Raw genomic sequence first — 19,278 nt, 5'->3', positions numbered from 1 at the left:
CAGTTATTCCTCAATCTCATTCAAGTTGCGCCCGGCCAGTGCGGCTTTTACCGTCGAATCAAGGCGTCGGGCAGCAAATGCGTCGGTCACCTGCGACAGACGCTTGGTCTGCTGCTCGATGGCATAACCATCGGTGCCTTGCATCAATTCACGTAATTCGTCCATCTGCAGGTTGATGACCAGGCGCTCTTCTTCGTCGAGAAGACGCTCACCATCAGCCTCAAGGGCACCTTGAACCGCTTCGAGCAAGCGCTCGGCGTCAACCTGGTGCTCGCGCAGCACACGAGCGACCTTGTCGTCGCCGGCATACTCGAAGGAGTCCTTGAGCATGCGGGTGACTTCGTCATCGGTCAGCCCGTAGGAAGGCTTGACCTGAATGCTCGACTCGATACCCGAGCCCATTTCACGCGCCGAAACGCTGAGCAGACCGTCAGCGTCAACCTGGAAGGTGACACGAATCTTTGCCGCACCCGCGACCATCGGCGGAATGCCGCGCAATTCGAAACGTGCAAGGGAACGGCAGTCACTGATCAACTCGCGCTCGCCCTGCAGAACATGAATCTTCATGGCCGTCTGGCCATCCTTGTACGTGGTGAATTCCTGACCACGCGCTACAGGGATGGTGGTGTTGCGCGGAATGACCTTTTCCATCAGCCCGCCCATGGTTTCCAGCCCCAGCGAGAGCGGAATCACATCGAGCAATAGCAGTTCGCCACCGTCACGCTTGTTGCCTGCCAGCGTATCGGCCTGGATCGCAGCCCCTATGGCCACCACTTGATCCGGGTCAATCTGGGTCAATGGCTGACGACCGAACAGCTCGGCCACCGCTTCGCGTACGCGTGGAACTCGGGTCGAACCGCCGACCATGACCACCGCCTCGACTTCTTCAAGCTCGATACCGGTATCACGCACCGCACGACGACAGGCCTTGAGACTGCGCGCGACCATAGGCTCGATCAGCGCATTGAGCGCCTCGCGGGTCAGCGTGCCACGCCAGTCACCGTAGGCGACCTCGACAGACTCGGCGTCAGTCAGCGCTTCCTTGGCCGAGCAGGCAGCCTGCAGCAGGCTGCGTTGCGCGGAAGGGTCGATATCGGCAGACAGAGCGGCATCAGTGACAATCCAGTTGGCTATCGCATGATCGAAGTCATCGCCACCCAGGGCGGTATCCCCGCCAGTGGCCAGTACTTCAAACACACCGCCGGTCAGGCGCAGGATCGAGATGTCGAAGGTTCCGCCGCCCAGATCATAGATGGCAACCACGCCTTCGGCTTTCTGATCCAGACCATAGGCAACGGCAGCAGCCGTTGGCTCATTAAGCAGGCGCAACACATTGAGGCCGGCAAGTCTGGCGGCATCCTTGGTCGCCTGGCGCTGAGAGTCGTCGAAATAAGCAGGCACGGTAATCACCGCCCCCACCAGTTCGCCACCCAGCGTGGACTCGGCGCGTTCGCGCAGGACCTTGAGAATGTCGGCAGACACTTCAACAGGACTTTTCGGCCCCTGCACGGTGTCGATGAACGGCATGTGCGACTCGCCACCAACAAACCGGTACGGCAGTTGCTCGCCCAATTGCTTGACGTCAGTCAGCCCGCGCCCCATGAGGCGCTTGACTGACAGAACGGTATTGAACGGATCCTGGGAGGCGGCGATCTTCGCTGACTGCCCTACTTCGACACGATCAGCGTGATAGCGCACGGCAGACGGCAGAATGACCTGCCCCTCTGCATCGGCCAGCGGTTCGGACAGGCCGCTGCGTACTGCAGCAACCAGAGAATTGGTGGTGCCCAGGTCGATACCCACAGCCAGACGACGCTGGTGCGGTTGAGGACTCAGGCCGGGTTCGGCGATCTGCAGTAAAGCCATGCTGTTCAGAATAATCACTGGCGCGCGGCCGAAGCCGCGCGGGGTTAATCGTCGAGGCGCTCTTCTAACTGGCGCACTTCGTGAGAGAGCTTGTCGAGAAACTGCATACGCCGCATCAGCTTTTCAGCGTGCTCGCGTTGTGCAGCATCATTCCAACAGGCCGCGAAGCTCTGGTTCAGCTCGTCCTGAGCGACCTTGAGCTGACGCTTGAAGGTCGCAACGCCAGCGAGATCAGCCTCTTCCTGCAAGTCCTCAAGGTCTTCGCGCAATTGCATCTGCTGCAGAAGAAACTCGGGATCATGCACCGTGACTTCGAGCGGCACTTCGTTGCCGTTCATTGCCAGCAGGTAGCGCGCCCTTTTCGGCGGGCTTTTCAGGGTTTGATAAGCCTCGTTGAGACTGGCCGAACGCTCCAGCGCCACACGCTGCTCACGCTCTGGGGCATCCGCAAAACGATCCGGATGCACGTTGCGCGCAAGCTCACGGTAACGAGTGCCCAACTGGTCAAGATCAAGCTGAAACTCGGGCTTGAGATCGAACAGGGCGAAGTGACAGGGAGTACCCACAATAAAAGCCTCAGACGTTGAAGCTTTCGCCACAGCCGCACTCACCGCGCGAGTTGGGGTTGTTGAACTTGAAGCCTTCATTCAACCCTTCCCGCACGAAGTCGAGCTCGGTGCCATCCAGATAGACCAGACTTTTCGGGTCAATGATCACCTTGACGCCGTGCATTTCAAACACAGTGTCTTCGCCAGCCGCCTCATCGACGAACTCAAGCACATAGGCAAGACCTGAACAGCCTGTGGTGCGAACACCCAGACGAACGCCATCACCCTTGCCGCGTCCCTCAAGGGAACGTCGTACGTGGTTAGCGGCAGCTTCTGTCATGCTGATAGCCATCGGAACTCCTTAGCCTGTTGCATTAGCCTGTTGCAGTTGACTCTGTTGCAAGCTTCTCTTGAAAAGCCTGCCTGCTTACAGCAGACCTTTCTTCTGCTTGTAATCGCGAACGGCGGCCTTGATGGCGTCTTCAGCGAGTACCGAGCAGTGAATCTTGACCGGCGGCAGCGCCAGCTCTTCAGCCAGCTGAGTGTTCTTGATGGTCTCTGCTTCATCCAGAGTCTTGCCTTTCATCCACTCGGTCGCCAGCGAACTGGAAGCAATGGCCGAACCGCAGCCGTAGGTCTTGAACTTGGCGTCTTCGATAACGCCCTGCTCGTTAACCTTGATCTGCAAACGCATTACGTCGCCGCACGCTGGAGCGCCGACCATGCCGGTGCCGACATCAGGATCTTCCGCGTTCATCTTGCCGACGTTACGTGGGTTCTCGTAGTGGTCGATGACCTTTTCGCTGTAAGCCATGATTCTATTCCTCTCACATCAGGGAGCCGCTCTGCAGGTCACGCGCAATTGCACATGACCTGTGTTGGAGGCGACTTTAAATTAGTGCGCCGCCCACTCGATCTTGGAGATGTCGACGCCGTCTTTGAACATGTCCCACAGCGGCGAAAGTGTGCGCAGCCGGGTGACAGCCTCGCAAACCTTCTGCGCGGCGTAATCGATTTCTTCTTCAGTGCTGAAACGGCCGAAGGTGAAACGAATCGAGCTGTGCGCCAGCTCATCGTTGCGACCCAAGGCACGCAGCACATACGAAGGCTCAAGCGAGGCCGAGGTACAGGCCGAACCGGACGATACCGCCAGATCTTTGAGCGCCATGATCAGCGACTCACCTTCGACGTAGTTGAAGCTCAGGTTCAGGTTGTGCGGTACGCGTGCGGTCAGGCTGCCGTTGACGTACAGCTCTTCCAGATTTTCGACCTGCTTGAAGAAACGATCGCTGAGTGCCTTGATGCGCACGTTTTCAGCAGCCATTTCTTCCTTGGCAATGCGAAATGCTTCGCCCATACCGACGATCTGGTGGGTCGCCAGAGTACCGGAACGCATGCCACGCTCGTGACCGCCGCCGTGCATGGTCGCTTCAAGGCGAACACGTGGCTTGCGGCTGACGTAGAGCGCGCCGATACCTTTAGGACCATAGGTCTTGTGCGCCGAGAACGACATGAGGTCAACCTTGAGGCTGGCCAGATCGATTTCAACCTTGCCGGTCGACTGCGCGCCGTCAACGTGGAACAGCACGCCACGCGAACGGGTCAGTTCACCGATCGCAGCGATATCGTTGATGGTGCCGATCTCGTTGTTCACATGCATGATCGAAACCAGGATGGTGTCGTCGCGCAGTGCCGCTTCAATCATGGCAGGCGTGATCAGACCGTCTTCACCTGGCTCGATGTAGGTAACTTCGAAACCTTCGCGTTCAAGCTGGCGAGTGGTGTCGAGGACAGCCTTGTGTTCGACCTTCGACGTGATCAGGTGCTTGCCTTTGCTGGCGTAGAAATGCGCAACACCTTTAATAGCCAGGTTGTTGGATTCAGTGGCACCCGAGGTCCAGACGATTTCGCGCGGATCGGCGTTGACCAGATCAGCGACCTGACGACGAGCGTTCTCGACCGCTTCTTCGGCTTTCCAGCCAAAGACGTGGGAGCGCGAGGCCGGGTTGCCGAAGTTTCCTTCGACGGTCAGGCAATCGATCATTTTCTGCGCGACACGCGGATCGACCGGGGTCGTCGCGGAGTAGTCGAGGTAAATTGGCAATTTCATTGAAGCTCTCCTATCAGGCAGGCGCACCGCTCATTCATCTGCGTTCATTCGACGGCGGACGTTTCGATCTTACCCAGTTGCGACATGTGGTTATGACCACGGCGCATATCCTGGCGCTGAGCGACTTCTTGTACCTCACGGCGAGTGACAAGATCCGCCAAGCTGATACCGCTTAGAAATTCGTGAATCTGCTGGCTCAGGTCACACCACAAGTGGTGGGTCAGGCAGGTATCGCCAGCGTGGCAATCGCCCAGACCCTGACAGCGCGTGGCGTCGACCGATTCATTGACTGCATCGACGACTTGAGCAACCTGGATGCCTTTCATGTCGCGCGACAGCTGGTAACCACCACCTGGACCACGAACACTGGAAACCAGATTGCCGCGACGCAGCTTGGCGAACAGCTGCTCGAGGTAGGACAGGGAAATACCCTGCCGCTCGGAGATGTCGGCCAGAGACACTGGCCCGTTCTGCGCGTGCAACGCCAGGTCAAGCATGGCTGTTACAGCGTATCGGCCTTTAGTAGTCAGTCGCATGGCGTATACCGCAGAGGTTCGGAATGAGAGCGAGTATGCTATTCCCGAGTAAAAGAGTCAACTATTAGACCAAGTAAAACAGTCGGGATTAGCGAAAAGCGCGGGCTGCATCATAGCAAAGGTGCGGCGTAATGGCACGCGTCACGCCGCCGTGTCGCCTAGCCAACCTTGTCTTCGTGGCGATCCTTGACGCAGTCGAATACTTCATCACGCAGCTCGGGAAGGTCTTTGGCGCAATAATCACTGCCCAGCCTGCCGAGCGCATCGCACATGCCCTCAAGACGGCCGTCGACAGCCTGCAAATGGTCGAGCAACTGGCCAATGGCGCGAGCGATAGGGTCCGGCATGTCGGCGCTGACGCCGTACGCGTCGAAACCGAGCTTTTCAGCCATGACCTTGCGCCGGGCTTCGGTTTCATCGTCGGACTTGACGATGATGCGCCCCGGAATACCTACGGCAGTTGCCCCCGCAGGCACCGCCTTGGTCACCACTGCGTTGGAACCAATCTTGGCACCGGCACCCACTGTGAACGGCCCGAGCACCTTGGCACCCGCCCCGACCACTACGCCATCTTCCAGCGTCGGGTGACGCTTGCCGGCATTCCAGCTGGTACCGCCCAGGGTCACGCCCTGGTAAAGCGTTACGTCATTGCCGATCTCGGCGGTTTCGCCGATCACGATGCCCATGCCGTGGTCGATGAAAAAACGGCGACCGATACGTGCCCCCGGGTGGATCTCGATACCGGTCATCCAGCGACCGAAGTTGGAGACCAGCCGCGCGAGCCACTTCCAGCCGTTGCGCCACAGAATGTGCGCAAAGCGGTGCAGCCAGATGGCATGCATGCCCGGATAACAGGTCAGCACCTCAAAGGCGTTGCGCGCAGCAGGGTCACGATGGAATACGCTTTGAATGTCTTCTCGCAGACGCTTGAACATTACTGATCCTTCCGCTTGTAGGGCTCACCGCGTGCGGCTTTCTGGGTTTCGGTGAGCACACCGCGCAGGATACTCAGTTCGGATCGCTCGACCTCGCTACGCCCGTATAGCCTGCGCAGTCGTGCCATCAGATGACGTGGTTTTTCCGGATCAAGGAAACCGATGGCCACAAGCGTGGCTTCAAGATGCGTGTAAAAGCCTTCCATCTCATCCATCGTCGCCAGCTCGGCGTTATGCGCCGAGACTGCCTTGGGCGTTTCGCCCTGCTCTGAGTGTGCCAAAGCCGCCAGCCAGGCCATGCGCACTTCGTAGCTGAGCACCTGCACAGCCGCGGCGAGGTTCAGCGAGCTAAACCCGGGGTCCGACGGAATGTGCACATGGAAGTGGCAGCGCTGCAGCTCTTCATTGGTCAGGCCGGCGTGCTCGCGACCGAAGACCAGCGCCACTTCCGCGCCCTCTCCGGCCTGCTCGATGACCTTTTCACCGGAAGCGCGCGGATCGAGCAACGGCCACGGCAAACTGCGATCACGCGCACTGGTACCGAGCACCAGACGACAGCCGACCAACGCGTCTTCAAGAGTCGCAACAACCTTTGCACTTTCAAGAATATCGGTGGCGCCTGACGCACGCGCATCGGCATCAGGCGAAGGAAAGATGCGCGGATCGACCAGCACCAGACGCGAAAGCCCCATGTTTTTCATGGCGCGGGCGGCCCCGCCGATATTTCCGGGATGGGTAGTGCCGACCAGGACAACACGAATGTTCTGCAACAAAGCGAACGCTCACTGACGCGAATTAGGGGGGCAAATCTTACAGAAACGGTTCGACTAACGCTATGAAGCTGTGCGGGCCGGAAGATCGGAACTGACCGCTTGCGACATGAAAAAATCCACACGAACCCGACAACCGTAACCACGCAAGGCTGGAAATAATTCGAATCAGCCCATAGAATGCCCGGCTCTCTTTAACAACCTTAGGTGAATTATCCATGCAGCCCATGCTGAATATCGCGCTGCGCGCCGCCCGCAGCGCCAGCGAATTGATTTTCCGCTCCATCGAGCGCCTGGATACCATCAAGGTTGACGAAAAAGAAGCCAAAGACTACGTCACAGAGATCGACCGAGCTGCCGAGCAAAGCATCATCACCGCTCTGCGCAAGGCCTACCCGACTCACGGCATTCTCGGCGAAGAAAGCGGCCTGCACGAAGGCAGCGGCGAAGGCACCGACTACCTGTGGATCATCGACCCACTGGACGGCACCACCAACTTCGTTCGCGGCATTCCGCACTTTGCCGTCAGCATCGCCTGCAAATACCGCGGCCGCCTTGAGCACGCCGTGGTTCTCGACCCGGTCCGCCAGGAAGAATTCACCGCAAGCCGTGGTCGTGGCGCAGCTCTGAACGGTCGCCGTCTGCGCGTCAGCCAGCGCAAGAGCCTGGAAGGCGCACTGCTCGGCACCGGCTTCCCGTTCCGTGACAACCAGATGGACAACATCGAAAACTACCTGGGCATGTTCCGCAGCCTGGTAGGCCAGACCGCCGGCATCCGTCGCGCAGGCGCTGCAAGCCTCGATCTGGCTTACGTAGCTGCCGGTCGTTTCGATGCGTTCTGGGAGTCGGGCCTGTCCGAATGGGACATGGCAGCAGGCGCTCTGCTGATTCAAGAAGCAGGCGGTCTGGTCAGCGATTTCACCGGCGGTCACGACTTCCTCGAGAAAGGCCATATCGTTGCCGGCAACACCAAATGCTTCAAGGCCGTACTGACCGCAATCGCGCCGCACCTGCCACCTTCGCTCAAACGCTAAGCTGCAGACATAAAAAAACCGGCGAAAGCCGGTTTTTTTATGTCTTCTGAAGCTCAGCGGCTGGCGTTACTGCGCCTGACCCAATATCAGCTGACCGTTCTTGTCGACCGGAATCTGGCTACCCGGATCACGCTCCATACGAACCTGACCCACTTTCTCGTTCAACTTGTATTTGACGTTGTAGCCCACAACCTTGTCGCTCACATCGTTGACCGTCGTGCAGCGGTTCTGCGTAGTGGTGTAGGTATCACGCTCCTGCATGCCTTCCTGAACCTTGTTGCCCGCATAACCACCACCTACCGCACCCGCGACTGTAGCGATCTTCTTGCCGTTACCGCCACCGATCTGGTTACCCAGCAAACCACCGGCAACCGCGCCAATAACGCTACCTACGATCTGATGCTGGTCCTTGACCGGCGCCTGACGAGTAACGGTTACGTCCTTGCAAACTTCACGGGGGGTTTTGATCTGCTGGTTGATCGGCTCTACTGCCAATACATCCGCATACTCAGGACCACCCTTGACCAAGCTATAGGTGGCAACGGCGCCGCCAGCAGTCACGACAGCAGCACCTAACACAGCACCAACAAGCATAGACTTGTTCACTTGAACCTCCTGACCAATCGAAACGCAGTATGACTGCGCAAAGCCTAGCCTTGGAGCATAAAAAAAGGCGCGAGTTCAGCACTCGCGCCTTTTTTATGATGGCCGGATCTACGGAAGATCGTCGGCCTTCTCGACGACCACTGGAGGAATCAGGTCCTCAGTGGTCAGGTTCAGCCAGATCAGCACCACGTTAGCGATGTAGATGGACGAGTAAGTACCCGCCAGAACACCGATGAACAACGCGATGGAGAAGCCTTCCAGACTGTCGCCGCCAAACGCCCACAGTGCAACAATCGCCAACAGGGTCGAGACCGAGGTGGCAATGGTGCGCAGCAGTGTCTGCGTGGTGGAGATGTTGATGTTCTCGATCAGCGAAGCCTTGCGCAGCAGGCGGAAGTTTTCGCGTACCCGGTCGAAGACCACAATGGTGTCGTTCAGCGAGTAACCGATGATCGCCAACACCGCCGCCAGCACCGTCAGGTCGAAGGTGATCTGGAAGAACGACAGGATACCCATCGTCACCACCACGTCGTGGATCAGCGAGATGATCGCCCCGACGGCAAATTTCCACTGGAAGCGGAACGCCAGGTAGATCAGAACCCCGCCCAGCGCCATCAGCATGCCGAGACCGCCCTGATCGCGCAGCTCTTCACCCACCTGCGGACCGACGAACTCGACACGCTTGACCACTGCCGGGTTATCGGCACCGGCCTTGCGCAGCGCTTCGGCCACCTGAGTGCCCAGTTGCGGGTCTTCACCCGGCATGCGCACCAGCAAGTCAGTGGTGGCACCAAAGCTCTGAACAACGGCTTCGTGATAGCCCGCCGAAACCAGCTCCTGGCGCACCTTGCCCAGATCGGCTGGACGCTCGTAGGTCAGCTCGATGAGCGTACCGCCGGTGAAGTCCAGACCAAAGTTGAGCCCTTTATGAAACCAGCTGAACAGCGCCAGTGCGGTAAGGAGCATCGTGATGGCGAACGCAACATTGCGAACGCCCATGAAGTTGATGGTACGTAACATGGCAGCCCCTTAAATCCACAACTTCTTGAAGTCACGACCGCCGTAGATCAGGTTGACCATAGCGCGGGTCACCATGATGGCCGTGAACATCGAGGTAAAGATCCCGAGCGACATGGTCACCGCAAACCCTTTGACCGGGCCAGTGCCCATCGCAAAGAGAATGCCGCCGACCAGCAGCGTCGTCAGGTTGGCGTCGAGGATCGCAGTGTAGGCACGATCGAAACCTTCGTTGATAGCGCGCTGGACCGTCATGCCATTGGCGATCTCTTCACGAATACGCGAGAAGATCAGCACGTTGGCATCCACCGCCATACCCATGGTCAACACGATACCGGCGATACCTGGCAGGGTCAGTGTTGCACCCAGCAAGGACATCAGTGCCAGCAGCATGACCATGTTCAAGGCCAGTGCGACGGTCGCGATCAGACCGAAGAATCGGTAGATCGCCATGATGAACAGCGAGACGAACAGCATGCCCCACAGGGAAGCATCGATACCCTTGGTAATGTTGTCGGCACCCAGGCTCGGGCCAATGGTACGTTCTTCAGCGAAGTACATCGGTGCCGCCAGACCACCGGCACGCAACAGCAGCGCCAGCTCGGAAGACTCACCCTGACCGTTCAGACCGGTAATCCGGAACTGACTGCCCAGCGGCGACTGAATGGTCGCCAGACTGATGATTTTCTTTTCTTCCTTGAAGGTCTGCACCGGCACGTCTTTCTCGACGCCGTTGACCATCTGCTTGGTGTAAGTGGTGGTCGGACGCTGCTCAATGAAGATCACCGCCATGCTGCGACCCACATTACTGCGGGTTGCGCGGCTCATCAGCTCGCCACCGTGGCCATCAAGATTGATGTTCACCTGTGGACGGCCATGCTCGTCGAAGCTGGCCTTGGCGTCAGTCACCTGATCGCCGGTGATGATCAGACCACGCTCCACCGCCGCTGCCGGACGACCGCCTTCGCGGAATTCGAACATTTCGGTGGTGCCTTTCGAATCATCCGGGCCTGCACCCAGACGGAATTCGAGGTTGGCGGTCTTGCCCAGAATACGCTTGGCTTCGGCCGTGTCCTGCACACCCGGCAGCTCGACCACGATGCGGTTGGCACCCTGGCGCTGAACCAGCGGCTCGGCAACACCCAGCTCGTTGACCCGATTACGCACGGTAGTCAGGTTCTGCTTGATCGAGTATTCGCGAATCTCGGCCAGCTTGGCCGGCGTCAACGCCATGCGCAGCACGGGAATGCCGTTCAGCTCGGCAGGCGTGATTTCGAAATCGGTGAAGGTCTTGCGCACCAGTGCACGAGCCTGCTCGCGCTCTGCGTCATCGCTAAAGCCCAGCTGAATCACATTGCCCAGCTGCGGCAGGCTGCGATAACGCACTTTTTCCTTGCGCAACAGGGATTTTACTTCGCCTTCGTAGACTTTCAGACGTGCATCAATCGCCTTGTCCATGTCGACTTCCAGCAGGAAGTGCACACCACCGGACAGGTCGAGACCGAGTTTCATCGGGCTTGCACCCAGGTTACGCAACCAGGTCGGCGTGGTACGCGCCAGGTTCAGCGCAACGACATAGTCGTCACCCAGCGCCTTGCGCACGACATCCTTGGCCGACAACTGGTCTTCCTGCTTGCTCAGACGCAACAAACCTCCCTTGCCATTCTCGGCCAGAGAAGAAGCCTTGACCGAGATGCCTGCATCGGCAAGCGCCTTGGCTGCACGATCCACGTCTGCCTGATTGACTTGCAGTGCAGTACTTGCACCGCTGATCTGGATGGCAGAATCATCAGGGTAGAGATTGGGTGCGGAATAAATAAAACCGACCACCAGCACCGCCAGGATCAGTATGTATTTCCACAGAGGGTATTTGTTCAGCATCACGCCGCCCGCTTAAAACGCGGGGCGCCTTGCGCGCCCCGTCGATGGGTAAAAAGTTACTGCTCAGATCGCTTTCAGGGTGCCTTTTGGCAGAGTGGCCGCGATGGCGCCCTTCTGGATTTTCAGCTCAACGGTGTCCGATACTTCGATCACTACGAAGTCGTCAGTCACTTTGTTGATCTTGCCCGCGATGCCGCCGCTGGTCACAACTTCATCGCCTTTCTGCAGGTTGCCCAGCAGGTTTTTCTGCTCTTTGGCGCGCTTGGCCTGTGGACGCCAGATCATCAGGTAGAAGATGACCAGGAAGCCGACCAGGAAAATCCACTCGAAACCACTGCCCGCAGGACCGGCAGCCGGTGCAGCAGCATCCGCAAAAGCGGGAGAGATGAAAAAGCTCATTTGTCGCTCCAGTTACATAATTAGTATAAAAATCAGGAAAAACTCGTTCTGTTTCAACCCAGAGGCGGCGTTGGAAGGCCGCGTTTGGCATAGAAGGCATCGACGAAGGCGGCCAATGTACCCTGTTGAATAGCCTCGCGCAAACCAGCCATAAGGAGCTGGTAGTGGCGCAAATTGTGGATCGTATTCAGCATGCTCCCCAGCATTTCTCCGCACTTGTCTAGGTGATGCAGATAAGCGCGCGAGAAGTTCTTGCAGGTGTAGCAATCGCAGGTCGGATCAAGCGGCGAATTGTCATGGCGATGGAACGCGTTACGAATTTTCAGCACACCGGTATCGGTAAACAAGTGGCCGTTGCGAGCGTTGCGGGTCGGCATCACACAGTCGAACATGTCAACGCCGCGGCGCACACCTTCGACCAGATCTTCCGGCTTGCCTACTCCCATCAAGTAACGAGGTTTGTCTGCTGGCATAAGGCCCGGCAGATAGTCCAGCACCTTGATCATCTCGTGCTTGGGTTCGCCCACCGACAGACCGCCGATCGCCAGACCGTCAAAGCCGATCTCGTCCAGGCCTTCCAGCGAACGCTTGCGCAGGTTCTCGTGCATGCCACCCTGAACGATGCCGAACAACGCAGCAGTGTTTTCGCCATGCGCAACCTTGGAGCGCTTGGCCCAACGCAACGACAGCTCCATGGAGACCCGCGCCACATCTTCGTCGGCCGGGTACGGCGTGCATTCGTCGAAGATCATCACGACGTCCGAGCCCAGATCACGCTGAACCTGCATCGACTCTTCAGGGCCCATGAACACCTTGGCACCATCAACCGGTGAGGCGAAGGTCACGCCCTCCTCCTTGATCTTGCGCATGGCGCCCAGGCTGAACACCTGAAAACCGCCGGAGTCGGTCAGAATCGGTCCCTTCCACTGCATGAAATCGTGCAGGTCACCGTGGCCCTTGATGACTTCAGTGCCCGGACGCAGCCACAGGTGAAACGTGTTGCCCAGAATCATCTGCGCACCAGTGGCCTCGATATCACGCGGCAGCATGCCCTTGACCGTGCCATAGGTGCCCACCGGCATAAACGCCGGGGTCTCGACCACACCACGCGGGAAAGTCAGGCGACCGCGACGGGCCTTGCCGTCGGTGGCCAGCAATTCGAAAGACATACGACAGGTGCGACTCATGCGTGATCCTCTGGTGCCGATTCCTGTGGGGCCGTCGGCGCGGGATTGCGGGTGATGAACATCGCATCACCGTAACTGAAGAAGCGGTAGCCGTGCTCGATGGCCCCAGCGTAAGCCGCCATCGTCTCGGGATAACCGGCGAACGCCGAAACCAGCATCAACAGCGTGGATTCAGGCAAATGGAAATTGGTCACCAAGGCATCGACCACATGAAATGGCCGCCCCGGATAGATGAAGATGTCGGTGTCGCCGCTGAACGATTTCAGTTCGCCATCACGCGCAGCACTCTCCAGTGAGCGCACGCTGGTGGTCCCGACGGCAATCACCCGCCCGCCTCGCGCACGGCATGCGGCCACGGCGTCGACCACGTCCTGGCCAACTTCCAGCCACTCGCTGTGCATGTGGTGATCTTCGATCTGCTCGACGCGCACCGGCTGGAACGTACCCGCGCCGACGTGCAGCGTGACGAACGCAGTCTCGACGCCCTTGGCGGCGATCGCCTCCAGCAGCGGCTGATCGAAATGCAGGCCGGCAGTTGGTGCAGCCACAGCGCCTGCACGCTGCGCGTAAACAGTCTGATAGCGCTCGCGGTCCGCGCCCTCATCCGGGCGGTCTATATAAGGAGGCAATGGCATATGGCCGACACGCTCCAGCAACGGCAGAACCTCTTCGGCAAAGCGCAGCTCGAACAGCGCGTGATGCCGCGCAACCATCTCGGCCTCGCCACCGCCATCGATCAGAATCGACGAGCCAGGCTTGGGCGACTTGCTGGAACGCACATGCGCCAGCACACGATGGCTGTCCAGCACGCGCTCGACCAGAATCTCCAGCTTGCCGCCGGACGCCTTCTGCCCGAACAGCCGCGCGGGAATCACACGGGTATTGTTGAACACCATCAAATCGCCCGGGCGCAAATGCTCAAGCAAATCAGTGAATTGACGATGTGCCAGCGCGCCAGTCGGCCCGTCGAGGGTCAACAGACGACTACTGCGACGCTCGGCCAGTGGATGGCGAGCAATCAGGGAATCGGGGAGTTCGAAGGTAAAGTCAGCGACGCGCATGATCGGGTTCGTTTAGCAGGGCCGGGAAGTTTATCCGGTTTGGCGGCATTAGTAAAAAACCTGCGTAAATCCCTGTTGACCAACGGAAAACTCATCCTTATACTTCGCCGCCATTGAGCCCTGATGGCGGAATTGGTAGACGCGGCGGATTCAAAATCCGTTTTCGAAAGAAGTGGGAGTTCGATTCTCCCTCGGGGCACCACCTTTAAAAAAGACCTTGAAATTCAAGGTCTTTTTTTTCGTCTGGTGAAAAGTGGTCTGACATAATCTGCGATCTCCCCCTATTAACTGAGAATCAGGCTCGAAGCACGAAATAACACGTTCGGCCGCGTTGCTACTTTTTAGCGGCAGAGGGCACGCTGCCGTGGTATTTGTCAGTGTTGTTGTCGTTATCAAGATCGCGATCAGTTCCGCCGAAGGCCGCATCCGTGTGGTTATCGTTATCAAGATCCTTGTCAGTACCACCAAATGCCGCATCAGTGTGATGGTCGTTGTCCATATCCTTGTCATTGCCACCAAAAGCAGCGTCAGTGACGTTGTCGTTATCCAGGTCCTTGTCGTTACCACCACACCTGGCATCGGTACTGTTGTCGTTGTCCATATCACAATCGTTTACAGCGTACGCAGGTAACGAAGTACCTACCATGGTCAACACAAGCAGAAGGCCGCCGATCTTTGCAGTCAGAGCGTTATACACACGCATCAAGGTTGATCCCTAAAGGTAGAGGAAAAGAACGAGGGTGATTGAATACTGTGATCCGTCAGTCAGACCGTCTGGCCATACTTCGTTTACGAGACGCTCTGACACCGTCTAATCCCGAACGTTTGCGCAGTGCAGTTTTACAGTACCGAACTCTATGACCTGTTTTCTTGAAAATTAATCATTGGCAGAGCGATGAGTTTTTTATTGCTTAACGTACGAATCGATACATTATCTTCGTGGAGGCATGCCTTTAGGTATCCTCTGAAAAAGCCCATTTTTTTGGAGAGGAACCGGGCTGGAGCGCCTATATTTACTGGCTTCGACTTTTGAAGAAAAGGCTTTTTCAGACCTTCCTTAGACGACGCGACGCTTCTGGCTTGCCTGACCACCTTTGGCGCCTGTCGGGCGACCGTCTTGACGCCTTCGGCACCCAGCGACATTGCAACACCAACAGCTTCAATTTCCATCTGCAACGCACGCCGTGGATCGTCACTATTCAACTTGTCGCTCACTCGTCGGGCGAACGCCTCATCAAGCACCGACTTTTCCGGCTGATAGCGGCCTCCTTCAAGCGGTGAGACGTTCGGCAACTGATCAGCAAGACGCTTCTGCAGACGGCTTGTCGTGTGGGTCAGAACGTTCTCGGCGGTTTCACGCGCAACCTTGCCGGCTTCAGCTGCCATTGCAAGGGTGAATGAATATGTTCGCTCTACCGCACTGCGATCTTTGGCAAACCGGCTGTCCTCCGCCAAAATGGCTGCGCCGTTAGACCACGGGTCCATGACGATGGGCGAAGAGCCAGCGCTGGAATTATCCGTTTCAGCCCAGACGTGATCTTTTCCGGGCTGCTCGGCCAAATGAATCTTTTCGCGGGGACTACGCCCGCTTTCCTGAGCCAGGGCCCCGTAAGCGAAGCTTGCTATACGAGCATGTTCGCCACAGTTGCCAGCGCCAAACACCTGCCCTGACATGGCGACAAGAACATGCCAGTTCATCTCATCATTCTCGGGCATCGGCTCATGGCCAGCGCGCTCGGCATCTTTTCTCAAGCGCTTTGCAGCGACTGCGCGAGCGCCGCTTTGCAGGTGGGTACGTTGTGCATCCACATCAATGTTGCCCCTGCCGAAGGGCAACGCGCGGCGTGCTTCACGCAACGCTTCGTCTGCCGGAACCAGAGCCTTGATACTGTCTTCATCCAGTGGACGTCGGTCGAGCCGACGTAACAGCAGGTAACCGGGCAATGAAGATGGCGTGTCAGAAATGGCCTGCCCTGTGGAAGAAACGGGTGGCAAGCGTGTCTTGACTGATGAGTAAGGGTAGTTCGGTCGCACTTGAGTCGAACCGGCTTCAGGACGTTCTGTTTGTGAACTGCAAGAAGCGGGGTTCTGGGCCGATGATGATTGAACAGCCTTTTCAGTGGTTTCCACGCTAGGGCCTGGCGCGGGCAGGCTGTGACCAGCACTGTGAATTCTCATATGTTCCTCACTGATTGCGGGCGCTCATCGCACCCGAAAAAGCTCATTACGGCCAACACAGGAACGACCGATCTCAACGCTCTCGTCACTGTCAATCAATGCGCCTTGGCAATCCCGAACTGGTCCAGCACCGGGTCAACGTTATGATCGAACGCCTTCTGCGCCTTGTGCTTCTTGACCGCATCAATGATCGCGGAGATACCAAAGCCCAGGGCCATGGCGCCGTCGATGGCCCAGCCGATAACCGGGATTGCAGCACCCAGCGCTGCGCCTGCGGCAAGCCCTGTGGCTTCACCGGCAACCAGACCGACAGCGCGGCCGATCATCTGTCCGCCCAGACGACCAAGGCCGGCGGACGCCTCGCGACCCATCATTTTCGCGCCGGTGTCTATGCCGCCCTTGATTGCCTCCGCGCCCAACCTGGAGCTGTCGATGATGCTCTGAGCCGCGCCCAGCTTGTCACCGCTGGCGAGCCTGTCAGACACTGACGCAAAGCCCATGACCGAGTTGAATGCCTTGCCTCCGATACCTTGCTCGGCGAGCTGCGCGGCCAGCGAAGGACCGCCCTCTTCATCGGTCTTGCCCTCCAGCAACTTGCGGCCTTTTTTGGAGTTCTGCAGCTCGGACAAGGTGCTGGCCGTGTAACTCTCACGCTCACCATTAACGAAATCAGCGGGCAGCACGCTTTCATACGCCGCTTTCTGGTTATCTGCGGTTTGCAGAGACTCACCGGCGTCAGACTTTTTCTGGCCAAGCAGTTGTTTCAGAGCGCCCCCCTCGCTGAAGTTGCGAACGTAGGAATCGGCAATCTTCGTTTGCACTTCATCAGGCTGGTTGTTGAATACTTGCTGGGCAGTGGGCACCTGGGCATCGGGAAACAGGTCTTTTTGCAGTTGCAGTTGAGCCGACAGGCCGGTGATGGCGCCGCTGTAATCGGGGTCGGGGTTGTGTTTGCCGACGGCCTTGTCTGCGGTTGCCAGGTCGGTTTGCAAGGCCTTTCCGCTGTTGACGTTTTGAACCTGCTCAGTCACGGCCTTTTGCAGCGCCGAATCGCTGCTGACCAGGCTGCGCTCCTGTTCGGGAATGCTTTTGTTGAGGTACTCCTGAACATCGGGATCGGCTTGCAACTGAGCGATTCGCTCATTAAGGCCCGCCTCGGTCTTCTCGGTATTGCGCAAATCCCGCCCGGCTATCACGCTCTGCTGAGTCTGCTGCAACTTGATCATCACAGCGGCCTTCTGCGCGCCGGTGTAAGCCTTGGGCTTCTCGAAAACCTGAGCGTTGAGTTTGCTGATATCGATACCGGCTACCGAATTCAACGTCGCGGCGTCGCTGAGCATGCTGGCGAACTGGCCACCATTTTTGGGGGCGCTCTTCCTGATCCACTCGCTCATATTGGACGCATCGAACACCTGGTCGGGGCTATGTGCAGCCTTCTTGCGCCCGGTCAGACCGGCTTCATCCACCTGGCTGAGGAAGCCCGCCTGTGACCACATGTTGGACGACTGTTTGAGCGTACCTGACAACCCAGGGTTACTTTTAATCAGCGCTTTCAGACCCTCGGCGCTGACATTACCATCGACATCGGTTTTGTCCGGCGCCCCAACGGCATGATGAGGGTCGGCTGCCGTCGCCAACGGCATATTGGCGCGCATCACCGCTGCGCTGCGCACCATTTCAAGGGATTGAGGATCAGCGCCGGGGTTATCTTCCATGTACTTGGCCAAGTCCTTGTCGGCATTGTCGGCCGCCTTCTCCATATTTTTGGCGAACGCCTTGAGGTCTTTGTTGGTGATTTTCCCATCCGCATTACCGCCATCCTTGCCGACGTCCACAGCCGTCTTCAACGCAGGGTTGGCGTTGATGAACGCCATCGCCTTGTCAGCATTGGGGCCGTGCTCTCTGGCCATCCAGGCGGCCGCAATCGGCCGGTTGAGTTCTTTTGCCGCCTGCTCGCGTTCTTCGGGCGGCAGATGGGCGACCATCGGATCCCAGCGCTTGAGGGCCTCGGGCGAAGAGTATTCGGAGTTGTCGAGAAACGCGGCATCGGTAGCGCTGGGAGCATTTGCCGGGCCGGAGGCAGACGCCGCAGGTGACGCGCTGGCTGTTGACAAGACCGATGTGATTGGGGACACCTGATCACTGTCCTGATCAACGCTGGAGGTGCTTTCGCTATTACTGCTGCGAGTCAGCAGACTCATCAGCGATGAGCCGCTTTGCTCGGCATCAGAAAAGAAAGATGTATTGTCGTTGGCCTGGCCGAACTGCACAAAGGCCTGATCACCACCTGCGCTGCTCTGCGTGAGCGAGACTTTGGCTAATGGCGTCTCAGCAGCCAGTTCGCCAGAGGTGGGTTGATTCACGATGCTGCCGAGGGCAGGACTGGGAGAACTGGATATACGCATGGTTGCCATCCAAGTGGTGAAGGATGGCAACTGTGTGGTTTTGCGTGCGAGTTGGTTCCAGACAGATATCCACTCAGGCGAACGGGTCAATCTGCTGCTTCAATTGCACCCGTGCCCGGGACAGTCGCGAGCGCACAGTGCCAATCGGAACGCCTAGCGTGTTCGCCGTATCCTGATAATTGCCATCCATCTCCAGCGACACTTCCAGGACCTTTTGCATGTTCGACGGCAAGCAATCAATGGCTGCGATGACGCGTGCCAATTGCCTGTGCCCGTCTACCTGATGAGTGATATCGCCATTCCATTCCAGCTCTGAATGAACGTCGTCTTCCCAGCTTTCCTGATAGGGCTGGCGATACATTTTGCGGAAGTGATTACGGATCAGGTTCAACGCAATACCACACAACCAGGTCTGCGGCTTGCTGGCATGTTGAAACTTGTGCTCGTTGCGCAGGGCCTCCAGAAATACGCATTGCAAGATGTCATCGACATCATCCGGGTTCATTACGCGCTTCTGAATGAACGCTCTGAGCATCTGTATCTGATCAGCCGTCAGTTGACGGATACCGGCAGACGAAGAGTCCTGGCGTGGCTGGGGTGCATCAAGGATCACTAGGTTCGGAAACATGGGCTTACCTTAATTTAATGGTGTGCAAGCCCTATAGCGATAACCGTGCCAGCCAAAATACTTATTTAAGCTACTGATTTATATGATTATTTTAAAATTTGTAATTCTTTGTAATAC

At 57.7% G+C, this 19,278-nt stretch carries 19 protein-coding genes and 1 tRNA gene; 2 read left to right on the top strand and 18 right to left on the bottom strand.

The window, feature by feature from the left end; all coding sequences use genetic code 11:
* Positions 1 to 3 precede the first annotated feature (3 nt).
* From hscA to trmJ, 8 genes are all read right to left on the bottom strand, one after another.
* Positions 4 to 1,866, bottom strand: coding sequence for a Fe-S protein assembly chaperone HscA (gene hscA / locus FFH21_RS06820; RefSeq protein ID WP_011167999.1), 1,863 nt, complete (start codon positions 1,864 to 1,866; stop codon positions 4 to 6).
* Positions 1,867 to 1,910: 44 nt separating this feature from the next.
* The gene (hscB, locus tag FFH21_RS06815; protein WP_004666077.1) at positions 1,911 to 2,432 is read right to left on the bottom strand and encodes a co-chaperone HscB; all 522 of its coding nucleotides are present in this window, start codon (positions 2,430 to 2,432) and stop codon (positions 1,911 to 1,913) included.
* 10 nt (positions 2,433 to 2,442) lie between these two features.
* A complete protein-coding gene (iscA, locus tag FFH21_RS06810; protein ID WP_002552477.1) occupies positions 2,443 to 2,766 on the bottom strand; it encodes an iron-sulfur cluster assembly protein IscA in 324 nt (107 codons plus the stop codon).
* Positions 2,767 to 2,841: 75 nt separating this feature from the next.
* On the bottom strand, positions 2,842 to 3,228 hold the full coding sequence (gene iscU / locus FFH21_RS06805; protein ID WP_002552476.1) for a Fe-S cluster assembly scaffold IscU: 387 nt from the start codon (positions 3,226 to 3,228) through the stop codon (positions 2,842 to 2,844).
* Positions 3,229 to 3,309: 81 nt separating this feature from the next.
* Positions 3,310 to 4,524: an IscS subfamily cysteine desulfurase gene (locus FFH21_RS06800; protein ID WP_003365095.1), complete on the bottom strand. Its 1,215-nt coding sequence runs from the start codon at positions 4,522 to 4,524 to the stop codon at positions 3,310 to 3,312.
* A gap of 44 nt (positions 4,525 to 4,568) precedes the next feature.
* The gene (iscR, locus tag FFH21_RS06795; RefSeq protein WP_002552474.1) at positions 4,569 to 5,060 is read right to left on the bottom strand and encodes a Fe-S cluster assembly transcriptional regulator IscR; all 492 of its coding nucleotides are present in this window, start codon (positions 5,058 to 5,060) and stop codon (positions 4,569 to 4,571) included.
* Between the two features lie 158 nt (positions 5,061 to 5,218).
* Entirely contained in the window at positions 5,219 to 5,995 is a 777-nt protein-coding gene (gene cysE / locus FFH21_RS06785; protein WP_004656256.1) for a serine O-acetyltransferase, read from the bottom strand.
* Positions 5,995 to 6,768, bottom strand: coding sequence for a tRNA (cytosine(32)/uridine(32)-2'-O)-methyltransferase TrmJ (gene trmJ, locus FFH21_RS06780; protein ID WP_004666078.1), 774 nt, complete (start codon positions 6,766 to 6,768; stop codon positions 5,995 to 5,997). The genes cysE and trmJ overlap by 1 nt, the downstream gene beginning before the upstream one ends.
* Positions 6,769 to 6,983: 215 nt before the next feature.
* Here trmJ and suhB point away from each other — a divergent pair, with 215 nt between their 5' ends.
* Positions 6,984 to 7,799, top strand: coding sequence for an inositol-phosphate phosphatase (suhB, locus tag FFH21_RS06775; protein ID WP_002552472.1), 816 nt, complete (start codon positions 6,984 to 6,986; stop codon positions 7,797 to 7,799).
* A 66-nt stretch (positions 7,800 to 7,865) separates the two neighbouring features.
* On the opposite strand, the gene FFH21_RS06770 is transcribed toward suhB, so the two are convergent.
* The 6 genes from FFH21_RS06770 to queA form a co-directional block, all read right to left on the bottom strand.
* A complete protein-coding gene (locus FFH21_RS06770) occupies positions 7,866 to 8,405 on the bottom strand; it encodes a glycine zipper 2TM domain-containing protein (RefSeq protein WP_002552471.1) in 540 nt (179 codons plus the stop codon).
* 108 nt (positions 8,406 to 8,513) lie between these two features.
* Positions 8,514 to 9,425, bottom strand: coding sequence for a protein translocase subunit SecF (secF, locus tag FFH21_RS06765; RefSeq protein WP_004666079.1), 912 nt, complete (start codon positions 9,423 to 9,425; stop codon positions 8,514 to 8,516).
* A 9-nt stretch (positions 9,426 to 9,434) separates the two neighbouring features.
* Positions 9,435 to 11,303 carry a protein translocase subunit SecD gene (gene secD / locus FFH21_RS06760; protein ID WP_011167998.1) on the bottom strand — a complete coding sequence of 623 codons (1,869 nt, stop codon included), beginning with the start codon at positions 11,301 to 11,303 and terminating at the stop codon, positions 9,435 to 9,437.
* Positions 11,304 to 11,366: 63 nt separating this feature from the next.
* The gene (gene yajC / locus FFH21_RS06755; protein ID WP_002552468.1) at positions 11,367 to 11,702 is read right to left on the bottom strand and encodes a preprotein translocase subunit YajC; all 336 of its coding nucleotides are present in this window, start codon (positions 11,700 to 11,702) and stop codon (positions 11,367 to 11,369) included.
* Between the two features lie 53 nt (positions 11,703 to 11,755).
* Positions 11,756 to 12,871, bottom strand: coding sequence for a tRNA guanosine(34) transglycosylase Tgt (gene tgt / locus FFH21_RS06750; RefSeq protein ID WP_004656249.1), 1,116 nt, complete (start codon positions 12,869 to 12,871; stop codon positions 11,756 to 11,758).
* A 14-nt stretch (positions 12,872 to 12,885) separates the two neighbouring features.
* The gene (gene queA / locus FFH21_RS06745; RefSeq protein ID WP_011167997.1) at positions 12,886 to 13,950 is read right to left on the bottom strand and encodes a tRNA preQ1(34) S-adenosylmethionine ribosyltransferase-isomerase QueA; all 1,065 of its coding nucleotides are present in this window, start codon (positions 13,948 to 13,950) and stop codon (positions 12,886 to 12,888) included.
* A gap of 117 nt (positions 13,951 to 14,067) precedes the next feature.
* Between queA and FFH21_RS06740 the strand changes: the two genes are divergently transcribed.
* Positions 14,068 to 14,152 (top strand) — tRNA-Leu (locus FFH21_RS06740).
* A gap of 132 nt (positions 14,153 to 14,284) precedes the next feature.
* On the opposite strand, the gene FFH21_RS06735 is transcribed toward FFH21_RS06740, so the two are convergent.
* The 4 genes from FFH21_RS06735 to FFH21_RS06720 all read right to left on the bottom strand — a co-directional run bounded on the left by FFH21_RS06735 (position 14,285) and on the right by FFH21_RS06720 (position 19,161).
* A complete protein-coding gene (locus FFH21_RS06735) occupies positions 14,285 to 14,653 on the bottom strand; it encodes a hypothetical protein (protein WP_004656247.1) in 369 nt (122 codons plus the stop codon).
* Between the two features lie 152 nt (positions 14,654 to 14,805).
* Positions 14,806 to 16,080 carry a type III effector gene (locus FFH21_RS30460; protein WP_230851981.1) on the bottom strand — a complete coding sequence of 425 codons (1,275 nt, stop codon included), beginning with the start codon at positions 16,078 to 16,080 and terminating at the stop codon, positions 14,806 to 14,808.
* Positions 16,081 to 16,223: 143 nt separating this feature from the next.
* Positions 16,224 to 18,533, bottom strand: a complete 2,310-nt coding sequence (locus tag FFH21_RS06725) for a type III effector HrpK domain-containing protein (RefSeq protein WP_004656243.1) — start codon at positions 18,531 to 18,533, stop codon at positions 16,224 to 16,226.
* A gap of 73 nt (positions 18,534 to 18,606) precedes the next feature.
* On the bottom strand, positions 18,607 to 19,161 hold the full coding sequence (locus tag FFH21_RS06720; protein ID WP_004656240.1) for an RNA polymerase sigma factor: 555 nt from the start codon (positions 19,159 to 19,161) through the stop codon (positions 18,607 to 18,609).
* Between the last annotated feature and the right edge of the window lie 117 nt (positions 19,162 to 19,278).

The sequence above is a fragment of the Pseudomonas sp. KBS0707 genome (assembly GCF_005937945.2).
In the GTDB taxonomy this organism is placed as follows: domain Bacteria; phylum Pseudomonadota; class Gammaproteobacteria; order Pseudomonadales; family Pseudomonadaceae; genus Aquipseudomonas; species Aquipseudomonas amygdali.
Note: the sequence above shows the minus strand (reverse complement) of the source record. Positions and strands in the feature narration are given on the sequence as shown.

What these genes read in the sequence shown, in the direction of transcription:
- hscA (WP_011167999.1), bottom strand. Translation starts at nt 1,866, where the DNA reads ATGGCTTTACTGCAGATCGCCGAACCCGGCCTGAGTCCTCAACCGCAC.
- iscA (WP_002552477.1), bottom strand. Translation starts at nt 2,766, where the DNA reads ATGGCTATCAGCATGACAGAAGCTGCCGCTAACCACGTACGACGTTCC.
- iscU (WP_002552476.1), bottom strand. Translation starts at nt 3,228, where the DNA reads ATGGCTTACAGCGAAAAGGTCATCGACCACTACGAGAACCCACGTAAC.
- FFH21_RS06800 (WP_003365095.1), bottom strand. Translation starts at nt 4,524, where the DNA reads ATGAAATTGCCAATTTACCTCGACTACTCCGCGACGACCCCGGTCGAT.
- iscR (WP_002552474.1), bottom strand. Translation starts at nt 5,060, where the DNA reads ATGCGACTGACTACTAAAGGCCGATACGCTGTAACAGCCATGCTTGAC.
- cysE (WP_004656256.1), bottom strand. Translation starts at nt 5,995, where the DNA reads ATGTTCAAGCGTCTGCGAGAAGACATTCAAAGCGTATTCCATCGTGAC.
- suhB (WP_002552472.1), top strand. Translation starts at nt 6,984, where the DNA reads ATGCAGCCCATGCTGAATATCGCGCTGCGCGCCGCCCGCAGCGCCAGC.
- secF (WP_004666079.1), bottom strand. Translation starts at nt 9,425, where the DNA reads ATGTTACGTACCATCAACTTCATGGGCGTTCGCAATGTTGCGTTCGCC.
- secD (WP_011167998.1), bottom strand. Translation starts at nt 11,303, where the DNA reads ATGCTGAACAAATACCCTCTGTGGAAATACATACTGATCCTGGCGGTG.
- yajC (WP_002552468.1), bottom strand. Translation starts at nt 11,702, where the DNA reads ATGAGCTTTTTCATCTCTCCCGCTTTTGCGGATGCTGCTGCACCGGCT.
- tgt (WP_004656249.1), bottom strand. Translation starts at nt 12,871, where the DNA reads ATGTCTTTCGAATTGCTGGCCACCGACGGCAAGGCCCGTCGCGGTCGC.
- queA (WP_011167997.1), bottom strand. Translation starts at nt 13,950, where the DNA reads ATGCGCGTCGCTGACTTTACCTTCGAACTCCCCGATTCCCTGATTGCT.
- FFH21_RS06735 (WP_004656247.1), bottom strand. Translation starts at nt 14,653, where the DNA reads ATGCGTGTGTATAACGCTCTGACTGCAAAGATCGGCGGCCTTCTGCTT.
- FFH21_RS06725 (WP_004656243.1), bottom strand. Translation starts at nt 18,533, where the DNA reads ATGCGTATATCCAGTTCTCCCAGTCCTGCCCTCGGCAGCATCGTGAAT.
- FFH21_RS06720 (WP_004656240.1), bottom strand. Translation starts at nt 19,161, where the DNA reads ATGTTTCCGAACCTAGTGATCCTTGATGCACCCCAGCCACGCCAGGAC.